The sequence below is a fragment of the Algoriphagus zhangzhouensis genome (assembly GCF_900148515.1).
In the GTDB taxonomy this organism is placed as follows: Bacteria; Bacteroidota; Bacteroidia; order Cytophagales; family Cyclobacteriaceae; genus Algoriphagus; species Algoriphagus zhangzhouensis.
Genome location: NZ_FRXN01000001.1, coordinates 33,323 through 58,156 on the forward strand (window position 1 = coordinate 33,323; position 24,834 = coordinate 58,156).

The 24,834-nt window shown below is 36.5% G+C and carries 17 protein-coding genes; 14 read left to right on the forward strand and 3 right to left on the reverse strand.

The window, feature by feature from the left end:
- The first annotated feature begins 51 nt into the window (after nucleotides 1-51).
- The 6 genes from dnaG to BUF13_RS00145 all read left to right on the forward strand — a co-directional run bounded on the left by dnaG (nucleotide 52) and on the right by BUF13_RS00145 (nucleotide 7,695).
- The gene (dnaG, locus tag BUF13_RS00120; protein ID WP_073569731.1) at nucleotides 52-1,992 is read left to right on the forward strand and encodes a DNA primase; all 1,941 of its coding nucleotides are present in this window, start codon (nucleotides 52-54) and stop codon (nucleotides 1,990-1,992) included.
- Between the two features lie 84 nt (nucleotides 1,993-2,076).
- Nucleotides 2,077-3,288: a bifunctional 3,4-dihydroxy-2-butanone-4-phosphate synthase/GTP cyclohydrolase II gene (locus BUF13_RS00125; protein WP_134204273.1), complete on the forward strand. Its 1,212-nt coding sequence runs from the start codon at nucleotides 2,077-2,079 to the stop codon at nucleotides 3,286-3,288.
- 87 nt (nucleotides 3,289-3,375) lie between these two features.
- Nucleotides 3,376-4,014: a hypothetical protein gene (locus BUF13_RS00130; protein ID WP_073570780.1), complete on the forward strand. Its 639-nt coding sequence runs from the start codon at nucleotides 3,376-3,378 to the stop codon at nucleotides 4,012-4,014.
- Between the two features lie 158 nt (nucleotides 4,015-4,172).
- Nucleotides 4,173-4,823, forward strand: coding sequence for a hypothetical protein (locus BUF13_RS00135; RefSeq protein WP_073569733.1), 651 nt, complete (start codon nucleotides 4,173-4,175; stop codon nucleotides 4,821-4,823).
- 3 nt (nucleotides 4,824-4,826) lie between these two features.
- Nucleotides 4,827-5,609 carry a 5'/3'-nucleotidase SurE gene (gene surE, locus BUF13_RS00140; protein WP_073569734.1) on the forward strand — a complete coding sequence of 261 codons (783 nt, stop codon included), beginning with the start codon at nucleotides 4,827-4,829 and terminating at the stop codon, nucleotides 5,607-5,609.
- Nucleotides 5,610-5,727: 118 nt separating this feature from the next.
- Nucleotides 5,728-7,695: a tetratricopeptide repeat-containing sensor histidine kinase gene (locus BUF13_RS00145; protein WP_134204275.1), complete on the forward strand. Its 1,968-nt coding sequence runs from the start codon at nucleotides 5,728-5,730 to the stop codon at nucleotides 7,693-7,695.
- Here the strand turns inward: BUF13_RS00145 and BUF13_RS00150 are convergent.
- The 3 genes from BUF13_RS00150 to BUF13_RS00160 form a co-directional block, all read right to left on the reverse strand.
- Nucleotides 7,672-8,538: a type 2 periplasmic-binding domain-containing protein gene (locus tag BUF13_RS00150; RefSeq protein WP_073569736.1), complete on the reverse strand. Its 867-nt coding sequence runs from the start codon at nucleotides 8,536-8,538 to the stop codon at nucleotides 7,672-7,674. The two genes, BUF13_RS00145 and BUF13_RS00150, sit on opposite strands and share 24 nt — an antisense overlap.
- 162 nt (nucleotides 8,539-8,700) lie before the next feature.
- Nucleotides 8,701-11,136 (reverse strand): glycoside hydrolase family 31 protein, encoded by a 2,436-nt coding sequence (locus BUF13_RS00155; protein ID WP_073569737.1) that lies wholly within the window; start codon nucleotides 11,134-11,136, stop codon nucleotides 8,701-8,703.
- A 119-nt stretch (nucleotides 11,137-11,255) separates the two neighbouring features.
- A complete protein-coding gene (locus tag BUF13_RS00160) occupies nucleotides 11,256-12,299 on the reverse strand; it encodes a LacI family DNA-binding transcriptional regulator (protein WP_073569738.1) in 1,044 nt (347 codons plus the stop codon).
- A 488-nt stretch (nucleotides 12,300-12,787) separates the two neighbouring features.
- Here BUF13_RS00160 and fbaA point away from each other — a divergent pair, with 488 nt between their 5' ends.
- From fbaA to BUF13_RS00200, 8 genes are all read left to right on the forward strand, one after another.
- Complete coding sequence (gene fbaA, locus BUF13_RS00165) at nucleotides 12,788-13,849, forward strand: class II fructose-bisphosphate aldolase (RefSeq protein WP_073569739.1); 1,062 nt, start codon at nucleotides 12,788-12,790, stop codon at nucleotides 13,847-13,849.
- Between the two features lie 560 nt (nucleotides 13,850-14,409).
- Entirely contained in the window at nucleotides 14,410-15,231 is an 822-nt protein-coding gene (locus BUF13_RS00170; RefSeq protein ID WP_073569740.1) for a polysaccharide biosynthesis/export family protein, read from the forward strand.
- Nucleotides 15,231-17,678 (forward strand): GumC family protein, encoded by a 2,448-nt coding sequence (locus tag BUF13_RS00175; RefSeq protein ID WP_073569741.1) that lies wholly within the window; start codon nucleotides 15,231-15,233, stop codon nucleotides 17,676-17,678. The genes BUF13_RS00170 and BUF13_RS00175 overlap by 1 nt, the downstream gene beginning before the upstream one ends.
- Nucleotides 17,679-18,902: 1,224 nt before the next feature.
- Nucleotides 18,903-19,454: a hypothetical protein gene (locus tag BUF13_RS00180; RefSeq protein WP_073569742.1), complete on the forward strand. Its 552-nt coding sequence runs from the start codon at nucleotides 18,903-18,905 to the stop codon at nucleotides 19,452-19,454.
- Nucleotides 19,455-19,818: 364 nt separating this feature from the next.
- On the forward strand, nucleotides 19,819-20,814 hold the full coding sequence (locus BUF13_RS00185) for a mannose-1-phosphate guanylyltransferase (RefSeq protein WP_073569743.1): 996 nt from the start codon (nucleotides 19,819-19,821) through the stop codon (nucleotides 20,812-20,814).
- Nucleotides 20,815-20,833: 19 nt separating this feature from the next.
- A complete protein-coding gene (locus BUF13_RS00190) occupies nucleotides 20,834-21,784 on the forward strand; it encodes a GDP-L-fucose synthase family protein (RefSeq protein ID WP_073569744.1) in 951 nt (316 codons plus the stop codon).
- A gap of 78 nt (nucleotides 21,785-21,862) precedes the next feature.
- The gene (gene gmd / locus BUF13_RS00195) at nucleotides 21,863-22,975 is read left to right on the forward strand and encodes a GDP-mannose 4,6-dehydratase (RefSeq protein WP_073569745.1); all 1,113 of its coding nucleotides are present in this window, start codon (nucleotides 21,863-21,865) and stop codon (nucleotides 22,973-22,975) included.
- A 142-nt stretch (nucleotides 22,976-23,117) separates the two neighbouring features.
- Complete coding sequence (locus BUF13_RS00200) at nucleotides 23,118-24,833, forward strand: SLC13 family permease (RefSeq protein ID WP_243839672.1); 1,716 nt, start codon at nucleotides 23,118-23,120, stop codon at nucleotides 24,831-24,833.
- The last annotated feature ends 1 nt before the right edge of the window (nucleotide 24,834 follow it).

Genomic DNA, 24,834 nt, shown 5'->3' on the forward strand with positions numbered 1-24,834 from the left:
TTTGACCTTTAAATTGAGATGGAGCGTTAACTTTGTTCATAAGGAGTCACTATGGGAATCAGTAAAATCACTGCAGATAAAGTCAAAGAAAGAATGGACATAGAGGAGGTAATCTCCGATTATGTTCCATTGAAAAAGAAAGGACAGAACCTTTGGGCCTGTTGTCCTTTTCACGGTGAAAAAACACCTTCTTTCTCCGTGGCTCCAGCAAAACAGATTTACAAGTGTTTTGGTTGTGGTAAAGCTGGTGATCCGATCCAGTTTATTATGGATATTGAAGGTATTGGCTTTCAAGAAGCCATTAGGCATCTGGCGGGGAAATACGGAATTGAGGTAGAGGAAGATGAGACACGCACTCCAGAACAAGAACAAGCCCAAAGCGAAAGAGAAAGCCTTTTAATAGCGCTTGGTTTCGCTAGAGACTTTTTTGTCAAAAATCTTCAGACTCCTGAAGGGAAATCCATTGGCTTAAGCTATTTCAAGGAAAGAGGTTTTGGACCATCAATTATCGAGAAATTCGATTTGGGATATGCTTTGGATGGATGGGATAATCTTTTGAAAGCCGCCATAGAGGCCGGTTATCAGGAAGATGTTCTTTTAAAAGCAGGCCTTGTTCTTCAAAGTGAAAAAGATCCAAACCGCAAATACGACCGTTTCCGAAATCGGGTCACATTTACAATCCATAACATAAGTGGGAAACCGATAGGTTTTGGTGCTAGGATCTTAACCAAGGACAAAAACCAACCCAAATACATCAACTCCCCAGAAACTGCAGTCTACCATAAGAGTGATGTGCTCTATGGGATGTATCAAGCCAAGAAAGCAATTCGGGATAAGGATAATTGCTATTTGGTGGAAGGGTACACCGATGTGGTTTCACTTCATTTGTCAGGAATTGAAAATGTTGTAGCGTCCTCAGGTACTTCCCTGACTGATGGCCAGATTAAATTGATCAAGCGTTTTACTGATCAAGTAACTGTCCTTTATGATGGAGATTCGGCTGGTATCAAAGCTTCATTGCGAGGGATTGATTTATTGCTGGAAGGCGGATTGAATGTCAAGGCCGTTGTATTCCCAGAAGGAGAAGATCCAGATAGTTATTCCAGAAAAGTAGGTTCGCAGGCCTTTCAGGAGTACTTAGAAAAGAACAGTAGGGATTTTATCGGTTTCAAAATTGGATTGTATAAGGATGAAATCGAGAAAGATCCGATTAGAAGGGCTGAAGTAATTCGTGAAGTTGTACAAAGTATCGGGAAAATTCCAGATCCGATCATTCGCTCTGTTTACGCGAAAGAAGCATCAGGATTACTGGAAATCGAGGAGGAAGTACTTCATGCAGAGCTCAATAAAATTCTCTTAAAAGGGCAAAAAGATTCATTTCAAAAACCTCCAGAAGGACCGGATGAATTCACTCCTTTCGAGGAATTTATGCCGGCTCAGGAAAAGGAAACTTCTTTTTCAGAGATTCTACGTCTCCAAGAGCGGGAGATGATCAGGCTTTTGGTGAATTATGGCTTCGAAAAGCTGGAAGGGCAGGAGCTGCACCTCTGTCAATATTTATTGGATGAGACAGAGGATTTAGAATTTGAAACGCCTGTTTATTCTAAGATTTTGAAAATGTATCGCTACCAGTTAGCTCAAAATCTGATTCCAAGTACAGATTATTTTCTATCGGTTCAGGATCAAGAAATCAAAACAGAAGTAATTGATCTGATTAGCCCGAGACATGAAGTTTCCACTCATTGGGAGAAAACTCATCAGATCATAATTGGAAGAGAAAATGATGATTTGACATTGACTGGCTATAAATCCATCCTAAGATTGAAGAGAAAGTTCGTCAGAAAGATGATGGAGGAAGCTAAACAGAAAATAAAGAACGCTGAGTCTGAAAAATTGGATGATACGCAAGTGACAGAGCTTCAGGAGATTTATTTCACTCTTAAGAAAGTACAGATTGATATAGATCGGGAACTCGGTATTGTTATAGGTTAAAACCAAACTTTCTTTGGCTAGAACCTGTTTTAAAATCGAAAGGCCTTAAATTTGCCTTTCCCATTTCATTTAAACCCAAATCTTGTGGAAAATTATCAGTTAGATCCCATTGAAGATGCTATCGAAGCAATCAAAAACGGTGAAGTAATCATCGTAGTAGATGATGAGGATCGTGAAAATGAAGGTGATTTTGTTTGTGCTGCCGAAAAAGTAACGCCAGAGATTATCAATTTCATGGCTACCCACGGTAGAGGGTTGATCTGCGCTCCTTTGATTGAAGACCGATGTGAAAAATTGGGGCTTGAATTAATGGTTGGCCAAAATACAGCAGCATTTGAGACTCCATTTACTGTATCTGTTGACCTGATTGGTCATGGATGTACCACTGGGATTTCTACTTCTGACCGTGCTAAAACTATCAAAGCATTGGTTGATGATAGCATCGATCCTTCCGAACTAGGAAAACCTGGTCATATTTTCCCATTGAAGGCAAAGCGAGGAGGAGTTCTTCGAAGAGCGGGACATACCGAAGCTGCCATCGACTTTTCAAGATTGGCAGGTTTGCAACCAGCAGGTGTCTTGGTTGAAATCATGAATGAGGATGGGACTATGGCTAGACTTCCGGATTTAGTGGAAGTTGCCAAGCGTTTTAATCTGAAGTTAGTATCGATCAAGGATCTGATTGCGTATAGATTGAAGAATGAGTCTTTGATCAAAAGAGAAATCGGAGTGGATATGCCTACCAATTGGGGCGATTTTGATTTGATCGCTTTTCGTCAGACCAATACACAGGAAATCCACCTGGCATTGATCAAAGGGACATGGGATAAGGATGAACCAATATTAGTTAGGGTACACTCTTCTTGTGTGACCGGGGATATATTTGGAAGTTGTAGATGTGACTGTGGACCTCAGCTTCATGCTGCCATGGAAATGGTGGAGAAAGAAGGAAAAGGCTTGGTGCTTTATATGAATCAAGAAGGTCGAGGAATCGGTTTGATCAATAAGTTGAAAGCCTATAAGCTTCAGGAGCAGGGTATGGATACAGTTCAGGCCAATTTGGCTTTAGGGCTTCCAATGGATTCTAGAGATTATGGAGTCGGAGCTCAAATTTTGAGGGATTTGGGAGTAAGTAAGATCAAATTGATCTCCAATAATCCTCAAAAGAGAGTTGGATTAATAGGGTATGGTTTAGAAATCGTGGAACAAGTTCCAATTGAGATTAAGCCAAATCCCCATAATGAAAAGTACTTGCAAACGAAGCGTGACAAAATGGGACACAACATTTTGAAATGATTTCGTTTTAAATAAAATTAAGGCAATAATGGATTGAATTTTCAACCCTTATTGCCGATTAACGTTAATTCAAGCATGAAAGGATCCATGAAAAAAGCATTAATTACATTCTCTTTGCTATTTGTGGGAGCGCTCTCTTTGCTTGCGCAAAATCAGTTCCCCTCCCAGATTTGGCACAAAGGAAATATTTACGGTACAGAAGGTCAGACTTATGCTGGCTTGGTGAAGTATGATTTGGAAAATAACCTCGTTCAGCTTCAAACTGAAACAATTTCCACCTTCACAGCATCCAATGTAAGTTATTTTGAAATTTTCGATGAGACTTACGGTGGATTGAGAAGGTTTTATAGTCTTCCTTATAGTTTAAATGGAGATTACGAAACGCCGGTTTTTTTCGAGGTCTTGACCGAAGGAAATGACATAGCCTTACTTTGTCGAGAATATGTAGCTACCGATTCGAGAAATATGGGGACTTGGGGACCAATGGGTATGAATCCATTTTGGGGACCACAGACGATGACTGGATACCGTTTGGCATTCAATTATTACTTTTTCAAGGACAATGAGATTCAAAAATATAGTTTGAAGAAAAAGGATCTATTTGCATTCCTCCCGGGACACAATGATGAGATCAGTCTCTTTATGCGAAAAAATAGGTTGGAGCATGATAGACGTGGAGATTTGCTTCGAATTACAGCTTATTATAATGAGCTGAATAAAAACTAATTCAAGTCTAGATCCTTGATTTTCTTTACGAATTCTGGTGTTTGACAAAGAAATTGCCAAAATGGTGTATTTCACGATGAAATAATTTCTTTCTAGGGATATCAAGAGAAAAGGACTTGGGAGTTTTAATCCGTTTTTTAAATAGCGTAAATTCAAGCATGAAAGAATCCATAACAAGAGCAGTATTTACATTGGCTTTGGTGGCTGTGGGGTCTCTCTCTTTGTTTGCTCAAAATCAGTTCCCCTCCCAAATTTGGCACAAAGGTTCTATCTATGGCCTAGATGGGCAGACTTATGAAGGTTTGGTGAAATATGATTTGGAAAATAATTTGGTTCAGTTAAAAACTGAGACCATCTCTATCTTTCCAGCCTCCAATGTCAGCCATTTTGAAATACATAATGAATCAAATGATGGACTAAGAAGTTTTTACAGTCTTCCATATAGTCCAAATGGTGACAGCCAAACACCTATTTTTTTCGAAGTCCTAACTGAAGGCTACGATATTACTCTTTTGTGTAGAGAATACATTGAGACTGATTACAAAGATACAGGGACAAAGGGCGTAGTTGGGGCGATACCTTCAAATGGTCCTAAGACAATTAGAAGCAATCGCGTGGCCTTCAATTATTATTTTTTCAAGGATAATGAAATCCAAAAGTACAGTCTCAAGAAAAAAGATTTATTTGCCTTTTTGCCAGGCTACGAAGAGGAGGTTAATCAATTCATGCGTAAGAATGGCTTGGAACATGATAAAAGAGCAGATCTACTTCTAATTGCTTCCTATTACAACGAATTGAATAAAAATTAGTACATGTCAAAACCACTTATTCTCGTCTCAAATGACGATGGAATTACCTCAAAAGGAATCCGCGTTTTAGTATCAATCATGAAGAAACTGGGGGACGTGGTGGTAGTTGCACCAGATAGTCCTCAGTCAGGAATGGGGCATGCTATTACTATTGGTGAAACACTCAGATTAGCTGAAGAAGATATTTTTGAAGGTGTCACCGCATACAAGTCGAGTGGAACTCCAGCTGATTGTGTAAAGATTGCCAAACATTATGTATTAAAAGACAGAACACCGGATTTGGTTGTTAGTGGGATCAATCATGGATCGAATACTTCAATTTCAGTTTTGTATTCTGGTACCATGTCCGCTGCCATTGAGGGAGCTTTAGAAGGATATCCTTCCATAGGGTTTAGTTTATGTGATTACTCTTCCAAAGCCGATTTTTCACATATAGAAGAGTGGGTGGAAAAGATCGCAAGACAAGTATTGGAAAACGGAATTGCTAAAGGAGTTGCATTAAATGTGAATTTTCCTCCTAAACAAAATGAACCTATTCAAGGCGTAAAAGTTTGCCGTCAGGCGGATGCCAAATGGCAGGAAGAATTCGACGAGCGATTTGATCCAACAGGTAGAAAGTATTTTTGGTTAGCAGGTAACTTCGTGAATTTCGATAAAGGAGAGGATAATGATGAATGGGCAATAGCCAATAATTATGTATCCATCGTTCCTTGCCAATATGACTTAACAGCACATCATGCTATTTCTCAGATGAATAAAGATTGGGATTGGGAAAAACTGAAATAAATTAATTTTTAGCTAATCTGGACCACTTAATCTTCTCGTATATAGGTCATTATCGTTCCAGAAAAATTTGGATTCCCCTTAATCTAATTAATTTGCAAGTTCAAATTTCAATTAAAGCGTGAGAAAGTACTGGATTCATTTTAGTATTCTATTCTTTTGTCTATTTGTAAGCCCCACTATTCATGCACAAAATGTGCAATTGGACAGTTTGAGGTCACTTTTGTCTAATTCTAAAAGTGAAGAAAGAGTTGATTTATTAGTTGAACTTTCATTTTTACTTCGAGAAATCAATCAAGCCGAAGCTATGGAATTTGCTGTGGAGGCTGAGAAACTGGCTATTGAAATTCAGGATTTACCTGGTGAATCCAAAGCAAAAGAGAATATTAGCTGGGTTTATTACAGAACTGGGTATTGGCAAAAGGCTTTTGAATATGCTGAGGATGCCTACCAGTTATCTTTAGAGGCTGGAGATGAATTAGGTGCCGCTCGTGTCTTAAATAATATGGGGGCCTTGTATTATGAGCAGCAAAATTTTAGAATGGCAATTCGCCAATTTAAGCGTGCTTATGAAATCAGTAAAAACTCTGATGACCTATATACCCAAATTCGGAGCCTTAACAATGTGGCCTTTAATTATAGCCAGTTAGGAGTCTTGGATTCGGCAATGTTTTTTGCTCAAAAGGCAATCCAAACAAATGAAAATGCCGGTTCACCTTATTTGACATCATTTTCAAATAGGGTAATTGGAGATGTTTTTTTGGCCAGAGGTCAATTGGATTCTGCTGAAACTTATTTTGAGACATCCTTGGATATGGCTCGCAAACAAGGGATTTCTACTACAATTGCCAGTGTTATTCATCGATTAGGAAATACATATATCCAGTTAGGTAAGCTAAACAATGCTCAAGAGGTTCTAGAGGAGGGAATTGCTTTGTCCCAAGCCCATAATTTGAGGGATGAATTAGCAAAAAGCCATAAATATTTGGCCGAAGTTTACAGAAAAAGAGGTGATATTCCATCCGCATTTGACCATCAAAGTTTGTATTTGGCTATCAATGATTCTTTGGTAGATAAATCGAATCGGGATAGAATGGCTTTAATGCAGGGTATGTTTGAGCAAAATTTGGAGAAATCTGAATTAGAATTGCTAAAAGCTCAAAATGAGAATCAGGCAAATAAACTTGACTTTATAAAAAAGGTAGTTTGGATAATTTCCATTGCGGCCATTTTGATTTTTGGATTGTTGATTTGGTTGTTCCGTTTGAATAGAAATGTTGAGAAATTCAATACAGAGTTAGTCAAACAGCAAAAATTGATTGAAGATCAAAACTCTGCTTTGGAGGCTAAATCTGCGGAGTTAGAAGAAATCAATCAGACCAAAAACAAGCTTTTTTCAATTCTAGGGCATGACTTAAGAGGACCTGTAGGTCAGGTGAAGGCAATTGTGGATTTGGCAACTACTACCCATTTAAATCAAGATGAGTTTGCCGAATTATTGAATTCAATGAAAAAGGATTTAGATACAGTCCATTTTACCTTGACCAATACCTTAAAATGGTCTACTGCTCAAATGGAAGGTTTTAAAGTATTTCTTACAGAATTCAATCTAAGAGATGTTGTTGATACAACTATATCGCTTTTAAGCACCCAGATTAAAGCCAAGAACATTGAAGTTTTGGTTCATATGCCAGAAAAATTGCCAGTATACTTGGATAGGGATATCATGGAAGTAGTGGTGAGAAATATTTTGAATAATGCCATCAAATATTCTCAAAACGGTAAATCCATTGAAGTCAATGTTCAAGAGATAGATGGGGTTTTAAACTGGTGTGTGAAAGATGAGGGGACAGGAATGACTCCAGAGCAAGTCAAAGAGATCTTGAGTTCCAAAATCTCCTTGACAAATTCTAAACTTGGAACTAATAGAGAAAAAGGTTCTGGTTTGGGATTACAGGTTTGTAAGGAATTTATCCGGATGTGTGATGGGGAATTATTGATCGAAAGTGAGCTTGGGAAAGGCTCTAGATTTTGTGTTAGTATCCCAGATAAACTTCCGAAAAAGCTACTTGATCCTGTGAATTCTTAAAAATTCTTTAGGAGGGATCGATTCCTTGAGGATTCCAAGCTTGACCATCTTTTCCATCGAATTTTTTATTTCTCCTAGACTCACCGTTTCAGTTGTAGCCCATTTGGTTTGGGAAATCCAAGATTTCACATCTTTTTCCTGAAGTTCATAAGCCATGGAAATTGCTCGTATAGTTTCAGGTTTAGAATTTTCCAATCGATAGGCTTCCTCATACACCAAATCTCTCAATTGGAAGATCTCTTTGCCAAAATCATTCAAAGCTTGATCACTTGCGATAATTGAAAAGCAAGGCCAGGGGCTTGGGATCTCCCCAATTCTTTTCATTTGTTTGGAGTCAACCCATGGTTTGGTTGTGAATTTTTCCCAAAGGAATAGACCGTCAGGATTCGTTTTATATGCTTCTAAAGCTCCCGGTAAATTGGTGACCACTTCAAATTGTAGAGTGTCAGGATTCCAGTTTTCTCTTTCTGCAAGGGCAAGGCCCATTAAGTTTGATCCAGATCCTGGTCTGCTGATGTAGAATAGGGGATTGGAGATGTCAGCCAGTTCATTGATTTTGCTATTTGCTCCAACATGAATTCCCCAAATTAGAGGGGAAATCACATGGTAGCCGATCATCTTGGAAGGGTTTCCAGATTCAAAATCTTTTAGAAAACTCTCCGTTAAAACCAGTGCAATTTCAGTTTCTCCATTTCTGAGGGCTAGATTCATCTGGCCTGATCCTCTGCTTTCATCTATCCATTCTAGCTCCACATCATTTTCTAAAAATGGTTGATTTTGGATGACATTTTTCCAAGGGAAATTGAAGTGTTCAGGAACACCGGTTACTCGTAGGGTTTTCATTTATTTGGGTTTTTGCAAAAGTAATAGGAAGGTATTAGAAAAGACCTTTTTTCTAATTGAAAGGGGAATTAAAGTCCTAAATGGATTGATTTGGAGGCGAAAATAAATTCAGATTTAGAATATTCCAATTTCGTTTTTTTATCAAATCTGCCGATCCCAATCTTAGAATAATCCTGAAATTGTAATTGGTTCTTTACTATGGTCAAACTCTATGAAGGATAGATTTTTAATTTCATAAAATGGATGATCATGTTCAGGAAGAGGATCAAATTCGGACAGTTTTTCTAAGAAAGCGAAGTCTTCTTTTTTTAAACTTTGACTCTTTCCTTCAATACTCAAGACATCTGTTTGGAACCCGTGGAGGTAAACACGAATCCTTTTATAAGAAGCCTTTCTTTTACCTTCCACAGGACCAAATGATAAAGTCATTTGTTTGGGAGAATAACTGATTTCTCTTTTGAAATAATCATTTTCTAAGTATTGGAAAGATTCTCCATCATCTTCGTATTGTAAAAATGCTCCTTCTTGCTCGCTGCAATATACATGAACTCGCAAGACCTGATCATGAGATTCTCCAGTGTGCGAAATATCAGATTGCATAGTGAAAACAGAACCTCCTTTCACAAAAACTGGAAGATAATTTAAAGGGCAATCAACATAGATTTCTTTTCCACCAGTAAGAAATTCATCAGAATATAGGTTGTACCAGTTACCTTTTGGTAGATAAACTTTCGTGATTTCTTTAGTACCCTCGACCGGAGCTACTAAAAACGTATCGCAAAATAGATATTGGTTTTGGTAGGCTGATTGGTAAATTTTTGCGTCTTGAGGATAGGCTATAGCTAAGCTTGAGTTGATTGGAAGTCCATTTTGGGAGGATTCATAGAACTTGGAGTAAATCGTGGGGAGGAGCTTATACCTTAGCTTTATATAGTTTCTACAAATTTCTTCCACTTCTTCACCAAATGCCCAAGGCTCTGCATCATTGCTATTGATCATAGAATGTGCACGAAATAGGGGCGTAAAAGCTCCGATGCTCATCCACCTTGCATAAAGAGATTTGGTAGCTTCTCCTGCAAAACCTCCTACATCAAATCCTGCGAAAGGCACTCCGCTCAAGCCTAGGCTATTTACGAGTCTTACTCCTGCTAGCATATGTTCTTCAGTAGCGACATTATCGCCAGTCCAGGCAGCAGCATAGCGCTGGACTCCAGCAAATCCAGATCGAGTCAATACAAATGGGCGAAGGTTTTTATTTTGAAATATTGACCCTTCTTGAGCTGCACGGGCCATTTGCATCCCATATACATTTCTGGCTTTCCTATGCGAGACTTCCTCTCCTTCAAAGTCAAACTCAATCAAATTTGGAGTGAATTGTCCCCAGGATGCTGGCTCGTTCATATCTGTCCAAAAGCCATCTACTCCGGCTTCAGTGTAAAATTCCATTTTTTCAGCCCACCACTTTCTGGTTTTCTCATTTGTGAAATCAGGGAAAGCGCACCAGCCAGGCCAAACTTGACCTTGATATTCTTCTCCATCAGGATACTTTACGAATAATCCAGATGATTTTCCTTCTAGGTAAGGCTTATAATTTTCATCAGCTTTGATTCCTGGGTCCATGATGACTACTACCCGGAAACCCTTTGATTTGAGGTGTTTGATCAAAGATTTTGGATCTGGGAATTTGATTCCGTCGAACGTGAAAACCTTGTATTCCTCCATATGATGGATGTCCAGGTAAATCACATCAGCCGGAATATCTTTGTCTCTGAAAGTCTGGGCCAGAGTCTTTACTTCAGACTCAGGATAATAACTATAGCGGCATTGCTGAAAGCCCAATGACCAAAGAGGAGGGAGCTGCATTTTTCCGGTTAAGTCGCTGTATTTGGAGATAATTGCCCCAATGTCTTGGTCATGGATAAAGTAATAATCCATTTCCCCATCCTCAGATGAGAAATACATAAATCGATTGGTACTTGCACCAAAGTTGAAAACTGATTTATGAGTGTTGTCAAAGTAAACCCCATAAGCGCCATTTTCATGGATTCCCAAATAGAATGGAATGCTCATGTATAAAGGATCATCCCCGGTGCCGTAAGCAAAGTAGTCTGTATTCCAGTTGATGTAGGCTTGTCCCGCTCGGTTGAGATTCCCGGTTTTTTCCCCAAGACCTATGAATTTTTCATCCTTTTGAACCTTCTTATAACAAGTTACTTCAGTTCCAATCCAAGAGATGCCAAGAGGGTCGTCTTGATTTAAGACATTTCCATTTTTGTCAAAAAAAGTGCAGGTAAAAGGGGAGAAGGTGAGTGTTAATGAGATCTCGCTAGTTGTGATTGAAATGATATCCTTTGACTCAATGATGCTGAATTCTGGTTCAGAATCATTTGGTATGATAGAATAAGGGTTAGAGGTGATCTTTTGGTATTTACTAGCTTGTACCCGGATTACATTTTCATTGCAGATTGTGATTTGAAAGTATCCATTTTCAGTTTTACCGAATATCCCATTTTCAGTTTTGGACCAATTTTCTAAAGAGCCAAGACTCTTATGCTTTGCGGAAGAAGAAAATTCATTTTCTAAATTATTATTGCTCATGACTCTCCGGATTTAATTAGGAGCTGAAAGCTAATCTAGAAATGATAGAGGTTCAAGAAAATTGTTGGCTTATTGTTTTGTATTAGGTAATTGCAAAGAGTAATATGAGAAGTCACGGATCATGACTTTTTATGGAGTCTCATCGAAGATTTTCGGATGAAAAGCTCTGTGTTCAAGGTTATAGAATTTGGAATGGTGTCTAATTCTACCTTCTTCTCAATTATATCAAGAAGTAACTCTGTAGCTTTCTTGCCCATTTGAATTCCTGGCTGTGAGACTGATGTCAAACCTGGCTCGAGCATTGTGCAAAATTGCCAATTACTAAAGCCAACAATCCCGATTTCTTCAGGAATTCTGTAACCAGAATCTCTACATGCCATCATTACACCTACAGCAGCCATATCATTATTTGCAAAGAATGCGTCAGGTCTTGGGTTAAGTTGATCTAGCATGCTTAAAGCCAATCTTTTTCCCTCCTCGTTAGTACCCATTGGACACTCAAGGATCATTTCTTCTCGGATAGGCATGCCATGATTTGCAAGAGCTTCACGATAACCTCTTTCTCTTTCTTGAGAAATTTTCAAATTTTTAGGACCTGTCAAATGTGCAATATTTTCATAGCCCTGAGAAATTAAGTGGGAAACTGCATTATAGGCTCCCTCAAAGTCATCCACTTTTACATTTATTGAGTTGGGGATGTCTGGGATCCGGTCAAAAAAGATAATTGGAAATCCTTGGTCAATAATATTTTCGAAATGCGAAAATTCTGTAGTTTCTTTAGAATAGCTGATCAAAAAGCCATCAATTTGGTTAGAAAGCATCGCTTCTATACTTGATTTTTCCTTGTCCAATTTTTCATTGGTTTGAGTTAAAATCACATTGTAACCTCTCTTTTTGGCAATTTCCTCAATTCCAGAAATCACTGTAGAGAAGAAGAAGTGCACGACCTCTGGAACAATGACTGCAATGTTGAATGATCGGTTTTTTCGTAAAGAAAGTGCTATGGCATTGGGCCTATAATTTAGCTTTATTGCCATCTCTTTCACTTTCCTTTTTGTCTCCTCACTTATCCCTGGGTAATCCTTCAGAGCTCTGGAAACGGTCGAGAAAGAAATCTTTAATTCTCTTGCAATATCCTTGATTGTGGCTTGCCCGTTTTTCATAAAATTAGATTATTCTGAGATTTGAATATATGAGAAATTGTTTCAATCTGATGTAAGGTTAGTGATGTAATATTTATTGTTTAATTATAAAATATTGAAAATGAGGGAATTAATTTTCAAATTATAAAATAAGTTTAATTTGTTTGCAATCGTTTGCATTGTATTTTTTGTATAAAAATCGCTTAAATGGCAATTAATATTGTCCCATATTTAGATTTCAGCTAATAAAATTTTATTAAATCAAGAATTATGTATTTGAAATTCAAAATAAGTTGTACTATTCTAATATTTTGAGCAAATGGACAGCTGAAAAATTAGTTTTTTATTTTTCAGAATAGTAAAAGGATTTTATGGGGTTTAGTAGAATATTCTCCGATTTCAAATTGGAATAGGGGAATTTTATTGCAGGGATTTATATCTTTGAAGCGTTTGAAAGCAGACAGGCGTGTTTTAGCGCTTTTAGAAAAATAACCAAACCTAACTCAAACATGAAATTTAAACCTGGTGTAAAATATGGTCAGGAACTCAGAGATCTTTACGCTTATGCGAAAGAGAATGAGTTTGCTATGCCAGCAGTGAATGTTATTGGTACTAATTCAGTGAATGCTGTTTTGGAAACCGCCAAGAAATTAAATTCTCCGGTAATTATTCAGTTCTCCAATGGTGGAGCACAGTTTTTTGCAGGTAAAGGACTTGCTAATGATAAGCAGCAGGCAAGCATTGCGGGAGCGATCTCTGGAGCTCATCACGTTCACCAAATGGCTGAAGCTTATGGTGTGCCTGTAATTTTGCATACTGACCATGCGGCTAAAAAATTGTTGCCTTGGATTGATGGTATGTTGGAAGCCGGAAAAGCTTATTATTCGGCTAATGGAAGACCTTTGTTCTCCTCCCATATGTTGGATCTTTCAGAAGAACCTTTGGAAGAGAATGTGGAGATTTCTTGCAACTATTTCAAACAATTCGAAAAGCTTCAAATGGCGATCGAAATTGAATTGGGAGTAACTGGTGGGGAAGAAGATGGAGTAGATAATACTGATATCGACTCTTCAAAATTGTATACCCAACCTGAAGAAGTTGCTTACGCTTATGAGAACTTGAAGCAAATCGGTGACTTGTTTACCATTGCAGCCGCTTTCGGAAATGTTCATGGGGTATACAAGCCAGGAAACGTAAGCCTAAAGCCAATCATCTTAAAAAACTCTCAGGACTATATTAATGAAAAATATGGCTTGAGTGGAAAACCATTGAATTTTGTATTCCATGGTGGATCTGGATCTTCCGTTGAGGAAATCAGAGAAGCTAACTCTTATGGTTCTATCAAAATGAATATCGATACAGATATGCAGTGGGCTATGTGGGAAGGTATTTTGAATTACTACAAAAAGAATGAAGGATATCTTCAGACACAATTGGGTAACCCAGAAGGTCCTGATAGTCCAAATAAGAAATTCTACGATCCTCGCGTATGGTTAAGAAAAGGCGAAGAGAACTTCGTGAAGCGCTTGGAAATGGCCTTCGATATGCTGAATGCAGTTAACAGAAACTAATCAAAATAAAAAAGTCACTCTTTCGAGTGACTTTTTTATTTGTTCATTTTTAGAACTGCCTTCCCTCAATTTGGGGAGCACTTACTCAGTGTTTATATAGGCGGAGTTTTTTTAATTGAAAAGAGTTAGGTCTATGAGCTTTTTGATTTAGATTTGAAACTGAAATACGCTTTGAAGCTTTTATGGTATTTATTTTGATCAAGAGAGTTTGAAAGACTGCTGTATGCTAGTTTATCCAGCTATTTTTGAAAAAGGAAATTTTAAGCCCAAAATCACCCATCTCCTTTTTGAAAATGCTTTTGCAGGAAGGTGAAATTTATACTTTATTAAGTTTGATAGAATTTTAATTAGCTTTAATTGATTTTTATTTTGTGAAACTTATTGATTTTCAAGGAAATGATTCGGGGTGTGATATTTCTGATTTATTTATTTGAGATCTAGAAACTTAACAATAAAATCAACGAATTAATCCGCCACTCTACGAATTTTAGAGATGATTTAGGGAGATTTTCTTTATGTTTGCCAAGCCTAGTAATATAATATAGATAGACCAATTGAATATGCAGAAGATTTGGACAGGGGTAGTGTATGCCCTGGTTTTTTTAACAGCTATAAGCTGTGTATCTAATGAAAAAATCATCTACCTCCAGAATCTAGAAGGGGAAGATCCAATTGAAGAAGGAGAATTGATTTTATACGAAATTCCTGAATACAAATTGCAATACAATGATATCATTGATATTAATATTCAAACTATCGAGGATTTGCTTGAATTTGGTTTCAATTCCAAATCCACCCAAATGAGTGGACAAATGGGTAATATCGCTGGACAATCAGGTGGTGATATTTATTATATGACTGGATATTCTGTTGATAAAAACGGAAGCATTCAATTGCCAGTATTGGGAGATGTCTATGTAAAGGATAAAACTCTTGAAGAAGCAAGAAAGGGGATAGAAGAGAGTTTGAGAGAATATATTAAGTCTGATTTATATGTGAAAGTTAAATTGGGAGGTATCAGATATTCTGCCTTGGGTGAATTTAGGAGGCCTGGGAAATTTGTGGTTTTGCAGGATAGAATGACCATTTTTGAAGCAATAGCCAATGCAGGTGATTTAACCCCAATTGCAAAAAGAGATGAAATATTGTTGATTCGCCAATATCCAGAAGGGACCAAATTGCATCGAATTAATTTGAATGATAGACAAATGGTAAAATCTCAATTTTACTTTATTCAGCCGAATGATCAGATTTATGCAGAGCCAATGAAGGTTCGTGAAATTGGAGCAGGTGAAAATGCTGCGCAGTCTATTTCTTTAGTTATTTCATCCATAACGGCCGCTGCCCTTATTATTAACCTAATAATTTCCCTGAATAAATAATGAATCTCTCCAACCAAAATTACACCCCGGGAAGTTCTCAACCGTTTATTCATAATAATGAGGATGAGATTGATTTAAAAGTTCTATTATTCAATTACCTACAATTTTGGCCATTGATCTTTGCTTTTATGTTGGTAGGATTGATTGGGGCATTTTTATTTAATAGATATTCTAATCCAATTTATTCTGTTCAATCCTCTGTTTTGATAAAGGATGAGCAAAGTGGGTTAAGTATGGATTTATTTGAATCTGCTGGATTTGGCTTGCAGGGAAAAAACAATATCGAAAATGAAATTGGGATTTTAAAGTCCTATTCATTAGCTGAAGAAGCTCTCAATGAATTAAATTTTAATGTTGAATATTTTTCAGAAGGATTAATTAGAGATGTTCAACAGTATGATAAGTTGCCAATTTTAGTTGAAGTGGATTGGGATCAACCTCAAATAGTAGGAGGCCTCTTCGAAGTGGAAGTATTGGATAATAATTCTTTTGAGATAAAGATTGTAAAACAAGAATTTAGTGTATTTAATCCTGATGACCCCTTTTACAAAAGTAAGCTTGATAAAGAAATTGAATTAAAAAAATCTGTGTATTCATTTGGTGAGATAATTTCTGGAGAAAATTATTCATTTAAAATTGAACAGATTTCAGCTTTGCAAGGGGAAAAAATTCAATTTAAATTGATTGATACTCCTTCTCTTGCGTTAAAGTATAAAGATGCCTTAACAGTATCTCCAATCAATAAGCAAGCTTCAATTTTAAACTTAGGTTTAGAGACTCCGGTAAGGAAGCTTGGTGAAGATTACATTAATAAATTGATGGAAATGTACCTTCAAAGAGATTTGGATGAGAAAAATAGAGCTTCTGAAAGTACTGTAATTTTTATTGAAGAACAGCTATCAGGAATTACCCAATCTTTGGAATCTTCTGAAACTCAACTTCAGAAGTATAGAACTGAAAATAATATATTCAATCTTTCTGAAGAAGGGGCAGTAATCTTTGAGAGATTGCAAGAGTTGGGGAAAGAAAAAAGCCAGTCCGAATTAAATCTCAAATACTACCAGACTTTAAGCGACTATTTAGTAAATAATCAATCTGGAGAATTAGTAGCTCCTTCCATTATAGGAGTAACTGACCCTTTGCTAAATTCCTTGGTTGAGTCTTTAAGTCAACTACAAGCAGAAAGAATTCGTTTGAGAACAAATTATTCTGATGAGCTTCCTGCTGTTAGAGACAATGCAACAAGGATAGAAAATACAAAAAAGGCTCTTAAGGAAAATGTAAATTCTGCCATTCAAAATACCAGAAATGTAATCGCTGATTTAAATAATAGAATTTCATCTATTGAAAGGGATGTAAATTCTCTTCCAGAGACTGAAAGAAATTTGATAGGAATTCAAAGGCAATTCTCTATCAATGAGAATATTTATGTGTATTTGCTTCAAAAGAAGGCAGAGGCTCAAATTACAATGGCAGCTAATATGCCAAAGAACTCAATCTTGGATTTTGCTAAATCTGGACAAATACCTGTTGCCCCTAAATCTAAATTAAACTATTTAATAGGCTTGATTTTAGGATTGATTCTTCCGATAGGATTTATTACTATTAAAGACTTTTTGAATACCAAAATTGAAGACCCAAAAGAATTAGAGCATCAGATCAAGGTTCCATTAATTGGGATGATTGGAAGGTCAAATACCGATGATAACCTTCCTGTTTTGAATAGTCCTCGTTCCACAGTAACTGAATCTTTCCGTTCTTTAAGAGCAGATATGTCTTATTTAAGTGCTAATAAGGAAAAGCTGACAATTTTATTTACTTCCTCCATTTCAGGAGAAGGAAAGACCTTTGTTTCCATGAATATGGCATCTGTTTTTGCCTTGATGGGTAAAAAGACCATTTTGCTGGGTTTGGATTTAAGAAAACCAAAAATCTCAGAAGATTTCAATATGCCGAATGATATCGGGATGAGTACTGCTTTGAGTTCCAATACTCCTTGGAGAAACACAGTTAAGAAAACTTCGCATGCAGATTTGGATGTGATCCTATCAGGACCGATTCCTCCCAATCCGGCAGAACTACTTCTTCAAGATAAGTTCACCCAAATCATTGAAGAAATTAAAGAAGAATATGATGTTGTAGTATTTGACTGTCCTCCAGTTGGATTGGTTTCAGAAACAAAGGAGCTTTTTGCATTAGCTGATATCAATTTCTATGTCTTCCGCCAAGGCTATTCCATGAAAGGAAATACAGCCATTCTGAATAATTTGGTAGAAAAAGGAGGAGTTTCGAAAATGTATGGAATCCTAAATGATCTTCATATAGACAAAGGTTATGGATATGGCTACGGCTATGGTTATGGCTATGGATATGGTGGGAATTCTTATGGATATCATGAAGAAGTTCAGCTTCCTTGGTGGAAACGAGCATTAAAAAGAAAATCTTAAAAATTTAAACCCCGATCTATTCGGGGTTTTTTCTTTTTTCACCGCAGAGTCGCAGAGACCACAAAGATTTCAAAGAGTATAATTTCTTGACAAATGAAATTGAGTGAAAGGCCCAGAGGGCCAAAAGCTTAATAGCCCCGGGTTTTAACCCAGGGAAATAGGATTTAATAGTTATTTCCCTCGGCCACGAGATTCCATTATTTGGCAATACACTTTGCCGAGGAGGTAACGAAAATAAATTTTGAGCACAGATTTTTCACCACGGAGATCACAGAGAATTCACAGAGTATATTTTCATGATAAATGAAATTGAGTGAAAGGCCCAGAAGGCAAAAAGCCTAATAGCCCTGAGTTTTAACCCAGGGAAAGGGGGTTTAATAATTATTTCCCTCGGCCACGAGATTCCATTATTTGGCAAGACACTTTGCCGAGGAGGTAACGAAAATAAATTTTGACTATAGATTTTTCACCACAGATTCACGGAGATCACAGAGAATTCACAGAGTATTTTTCCTTGATAATTGAAATTGAGTGAACGGCCCAGAGGGCTAAAAGCTTAATAGCCCTGGGTTTTAACCCAGGGAAAACAGTTTAATGATCATTTCCCACGGCCATGAGATTCCATTATTAGGAAAGACATTTTGCCGAGGAGGTAACGAAAATAAATTTTGACTATAGATTTTTCACCACAGATTCACGGAGATCACAGAGAATTCACAGAGTATTTTTCCTTGATAATTGAAATTGAGTGAACGGCCCAGAGGGCTAAAAGCTTAATAGCCCAGGGTTTTAACCCAGGGAAAAGAGTTTAATGATCATTTCCCACGGCCATGAGATTCCATTATTAGGAAAGACACTTTGCCGAGGAGGTAACGAAAATAAATTTTGACTATAGAATTTTCACCACAGAGGCACAGAGTTCGCTGAGGATACACAGAGTTTAATTTCTTGATCCGCGATATTCATCGGGATTGAAAATTGACTATTGATCATTTTCCCATGTAATCAAACTGGGGATTTGTTCCACGATTTTCAGCTTTAATTTTTTAGAATACACAGATAGTATTAGAATTTCTTGTGAGGAACAATCAAAATTATTTTTTAAAAGTGTTGTAAATAATTGAATAATAGGGTTTTGAGTATTTATTTTTATTTTTTTTCAATAATCCTACTCTCAATAACCTTTGAGGATTGAATAGGTTTTGTTTTTGTATTTGATATGATATGGATGCGATATCATTAATCTCAAAGTTTTTAATAGGATATAAGATCAAAAGGAAGTTGGTAAAGGGGATTCCTATGGAGTATAGGTATTCTGGGAAACCGGTTTTTTTTGATCCTATTTCTATGATTCAAGAGGCTTCATTTAAAATCGATTCCACGGATTTAATTTTAAATGAGAATTCGGAAAGTTTCCAAAGGGATGGGCAGTTTAATCATGGAGAATTAGAACCTTCAGTTAGTGTTTCCTGGAAGCAAAATGATAAAAACATGAAAGCCTACAGATTTGTAAAGGCTGATTCTCAAAAGGCTTCGAGTTTGTATGAGTTTTATTCTGGAGATATACTTTTTGCTACCTTTTTAAGAATTTATGACTTTGGAAAAGATTTCGAGATGTTAAAGGACTCATTTAAAATCCAAATTGGTGACAAAGTCGATGCTATGAAAGGCTTAAAAATTCAAGGCTCAAAGGACTCTATTTTATATGCTGAAAATTTTGGGCATAGTCAATTTTGGAAGCTTTTTTCTTATTCAGAAATAAAGGGTTTTGATTAAATGAAAAAGCCAATTTTTTAATTGAAATACATTAAAATGTATATGAAAAATCCTTTAAAAATTTGGATAAAAAATGAGTACTAAAACTACTCAGTTGATTATATTTACATCAGAAAAAGGGCTATAAAACTGTCAATAATTTATTATTTGCGCTGTTTTTATTTCTTTTTTTCAAATTTTGACAGTTTTAAGTCGAAATCTTTATTAACCAATTTTCTAAGCTAAGACTATACTGAGAATCAGAAATTAGGGAGAATCGAGGAGTTAAATTCAAAGACATAGTCTATTTAAATTTCCCTCACCTATTTCTTTTTTTCTTTATGGGACTGAAAGGGCGAAGCTGTAAAATTTTCAATCTTTTTTTATGACTATTGTTAACGTAATACTTTCTGGGGGGGTGGGGTCTAGACTCTGGCCATTATCCAGGAAAGCAAGACCAAAGCAATATCTTCCAATTTTTGAAGGAGAGACGCTTTTTCAAAAAACGGTAAACAGGAATCGCAAGTTTTGTGACACAGTTTTAGTGGTTGGGAATTCGGGGAATTATCAATTGTCGAGGAAAGATATTCAAGAAAGTGGATTAGAGGATTTCTTGGAAATTATCGAAGCCTGTCCAAGAAATACTGCTGCTGCCATTGCCTTTGCCGCATTGTCTTGCGAAAAAGAAGATATTCTATTTGTGACTCCCTCGGATCATCTGATTGAATCCAATGAAAAATATGCATCTGCAATTCAAAGGGGGATTCAATTAGCACGTGAAGGCAATGTTGTAACATTTGGATTGAAGCCTTCAAAGCCAGAAACAGGCTTTGGCTACATTGAGTCAGATGGAGAAAATGTTTTAGCTTTTCACGAGAAGCCTAGTCTAGAAAAAGCTAAGGAATTTTTAAGTCAAGGAAATTTCTTTTGGAACTCAGGTATGTTTTGCTTTCAAGCGGGAGTATTTCTGGATGAATTAGAAAGGTTAGAACCTCAGGTCTTTGAAGCTTCAAAAATCGCCTTTGAAAATGCTACTGAAGGGAAATTGGATTATGATCTTTCAATGAAAATTCCTTCTATTTCTGTTGATTATGCAGTGATGGAAAAGACAAAAAAGATCAAGGTTGTTCCTTCTGAGTTTGAATGGTCAGATATGGGTTCTTTTGAATCTATTTATGAATACTTTGAAACAAAAGGCTACCCAAAAGACGACTGTGGGAATATGGTAATTGGGACTGATGTTCATACTGAGTTCACAGGTTTATCAAATACCTTATTGATACAAACGAAGGATGCGATTTTGGTTCTTCAAAAAGAACATGCTCAAGATGTCAAAAAAGTCTACGAACGCCTTGAAAAAGAAAAGCCAGAATTAGTCTAGTTTTTTGATTTAATTAAATATGGATAGAAATAGAAAAATTTATATAGCGGGTCATAAAGGAATGGTGGGTTCGGCTATTTGGAGAGCTTTGGAAGAAAAGGGCTATTCGAATTTAATCGGCAAATCTTCTAAGGAATTGGATTTGAAAAATCAGGTTGCAGTTAAGGAATTTTTTAAAAATGAAAAACCAGAAGTAGTAATTGATGCTGCAGCTAGAGTAGGAGGGATTTTAGCAAACAATACCTATCCTTATCAGTTTTTGATGGAGAATATGCAGATTCAAAATAATCTGATCAATACCTCTCTCCAAGCAGATGTTGAGAAGTTTATATTCCTAGGCTCTTCTTGTATTTATCCTAAACTGGCGCCACAGCCTTTGAAGGAGGAATATTTGTTAACAGGTCCTTTGGAACCGACCAATGAATGGTATGCTGTAGCCAAGATCACTGGAGTAAAAGCTTGTGAGGCTATTAGAAAGCAATTTGGAAAGGATTACATCTCTTTGATGCCTACCAATTTATATGGCCCTTTTGATAATTTTGATTTAAAAACTTCTCATGTGCTTCCTGCTATGATCCGGAAGTTTCATGATGCTAAACAAAATGGAAATACTCCAGTAGAACTTTGGGGATCTGGAACACCCATGCGAGAGTTTTTATATGTAGAGGATTTGGCTGAAGCTGTAGTTTTTGCTTTGGAAAACGAGTTTCAGGATAATTTGTACAATGTAGGAACAGGAACGGATTTGACTATTAAGCAACTGGCTGAGTTGATTCAAAAGATTGTAGGGCATTCAGGTGAATTGAAATGGGATTCCTCCAAACCAGATGGTACTCCTCGGAAATTGATGGATGTTTCCAAAATGGATAAAGCAGGCTGGAAAGCTAAAACATCCCTAGAGGAGGGAATACAAAAAACCTATGGATGGTTTTTGGAAAATCAAGAGAATTTTAAGGAAGTGAAAATATAGTTATTGTTTAATAGTTAATAAGTTAATCGTATTCTGATTAACCATTAACCATTAACCATTAACATTTAACAATACATTATGAAAACGGCACTAATCACAGGCATTACTGGTCAAGACGGCTCTTACTTGGCCGAACTACTTTTAGAAAAAGGCTATATGGTCCATGGTGTAAAAAGAAGAGCTTCTTCTTTCAATACTGCTAGAATCGACCATCTATATATAGATCAGCATGAAAAGCACGTGAATTTTAAATTGCATTATGGTGATTTGACAGATTCTACCAATATCATTCGAATTATCCAGGAAGTGCAGCCAGATGAGATCTATAACTTGGGAGCTATGTCTCATGTGAAAGTCTCTTTTGATTCTCCCGAATATGTTGCCAATGTGGATGGAATGGGAACCTTAAGAATTCTTGAAGCCGTAAGAATTTTAGGGTTAATGGAAAAAACCAGAATCTATCAAGCTTCCACTTCAGAGCTTTATGGTGGCCTGGAAGAAAATAAAAATGAAAAGGGATTTTATGATGAAAATTCTCCATTCTATCCTCGTTCCCCTTATGGGGTTGCTAAGATTTATGGTTTTTGGATTACGAAAAACTATAGAGAGGCTTACAATATGTATGCATGTAACGGAATTCTTTTTAACCATGAATCACCACGAAGAGGAGAGACCTTTGTGACCAGAAAGATCACCATGGCTACTGCCGCCATCGCTTTAGGTAAGCAAGATTGCTTGTACTTGGGTAATATGAACGCTCTTCGTGACTGGGGACATGCCAAAGACTATGTAGAAGCTATGTGGAGAATCTTGCAGCAAGATGTGGCTGAAGATTATGTAATAGCTACTGGAGTTACTACATCTGTTAGAGATTTCGTCCGATATGCATTTAAAGAGGTAGGAATTGAGTTGTCATTTGAAGGTGAAGGAGAAGAAGAAGTTGCAAAAGTAGTTTCTTGCTCAAAGCCAGAATTCCAATTGGAACTTGGAAAGGTGGTAGTTCAAGTTGATCCAAGATACTATAGACCAACAGAAGTGGATTTATTATTGGGTGATCCAACTAAATCTAAAACCAAACTAGGCTGGAAGCCTCAATATGATTTAGCAGGTCTAGTAAGTGAGATGGTCGCTTCAGATGTTGAAATTGTTAAGAAAAACTTTAATGCTCAATGGGAGCATATTGTTGGCTAAGAAAAGATTGCAATTTGTCTTAGGTCTTCCGTCTTTGATTAATAAAGCAATTTTCGGGTGTGGTAAAAAAGATAAATTACATTCTCATTAAAAAGCTACTTTGACTCTCCAGATTTTTTTAACTTTTATTTTAGTAATTGGATTGATAATTACTTTATATAAAAACCTGCTCAAACCATCTTTTGCTTTTGCAATAGCGGTTTTTGTATTTATTATTTTTCAAATAATTACAATAGATGATTTATTGATTGGCTTAGCCAATAAGCAAATAATCCTCATTTTTTTATTGATGATTTTAACATCTGGAATTCAGCAAAATCTGGGAAAGGGCTTCTTTTATTCTTTATTCAAGAAATCCTTAACTCCCTTTCAATTTCGATTGAGAATGATGCTAATGGTATCAGGGCTATCCAGTATGCTGAATAATACACCTGTGGTTGCATTTATGATTCCGTATGTAAAGAACTGGGCAGAAGGAAATGGATATTCAGCATCTAAGTTTTTGATACCACTTTCATTTGCGACTATTTTAGGAGGAATGATCACAATAGTTGGGACATCCACCAATTTGGTTTTGAATGGCCTGATTGTGCAATCTGGTTTAGATTCTCTTCAATATTATGACTTCCTGTATTTGGGATTAATTGTAACTGTAATTGGAATAATCTATTTGGCTATTTTTTCTGAAAAATTACTACCCAATACAACCGCCAATAAAGAAGCATTCTTGGAGCAGTTGAATGAATATTTAGTGGAAACAAGGGTAAAGACAAATTCACCCATAATTGGAAAGACTATCGAAGAAGCAGGGTTGAGACATCTAAATGATTTGTTCTTGGTGGAGATTAAAAGGGGAGAAAGGAATATTGCAGCTGTTTCATCAGATCGTTTGATTCATGCAGATGATCTATTGTTTTTTGCTGGAAATACCCAATCCATTCTTGATTTGATCAATGATGATAATGGGTTGGAGATTCCAGATTCATCGCATTTATTATCCAATGGGTTTTCTGCTATGACCGAAGCTGTAATTCCTTCTGGATCTTCTTTAGTCGGAAATTCTATTAAAGAATTGGGTTTTAGGGATAGATATAAAGCTTCAATTATTTCAGTTTATAGAAAAGGTGAAAAAGTAAAAGGAAATTTGGGAGAAACAATATTGAAAGAAGGAGATTTGCTTCTTCTACTTTGTTCAAATGACTTTTCTAAACTCAATTCAAGTAGAGATTTAATTGCAATTTCCAAGTCGGGAGAAGTCAATACTGAGCTTTCTTTCAAAAATAGCCTGCCAAGTATCTTATCAATTGTAATTTTGTTGATTGGAATTTTTGGGCTTATTGATTTATTTCTAGCTGCTTTTCTAGGCATCATAATCATGACCTTGTTTAAAGTGATTAACTTAAATCAATTGAAATCTTCAATTGATCTAGATCTATTAATCATATTAGTTTCTGCCTTGGCTGTTGGATTAGCTATTCAAAAATCAGGGACAGCATCTTTATTAGTTGGAGAAATTTCCTCAATTTTTAATGGTCTTTCAGAAATATGGGGTATTGGGATCTTATTTTTAATGACTTTAGGTCTTACCTCATTGATTACAAATGCAGCTGCAGTTTCCATTATGTTTCCTGTTTCCTATGAAATGGGCCTAGGATATGGTGGGGATTTAACTCCCTTTTTTATGTCAATTGCCTTTGCAGCCTCAGCGGATTTTATGACTCCAATTGGCTACCAAACTAATTTGATGGTGATGGGACCTGGAAATTATAAATTTTCGGATTATACGAAAATTGGTCTACCTCTGACTTTTATTTATTCAAGTATCGTAATCACATTTATTTATCTATTTTATTTCTAAA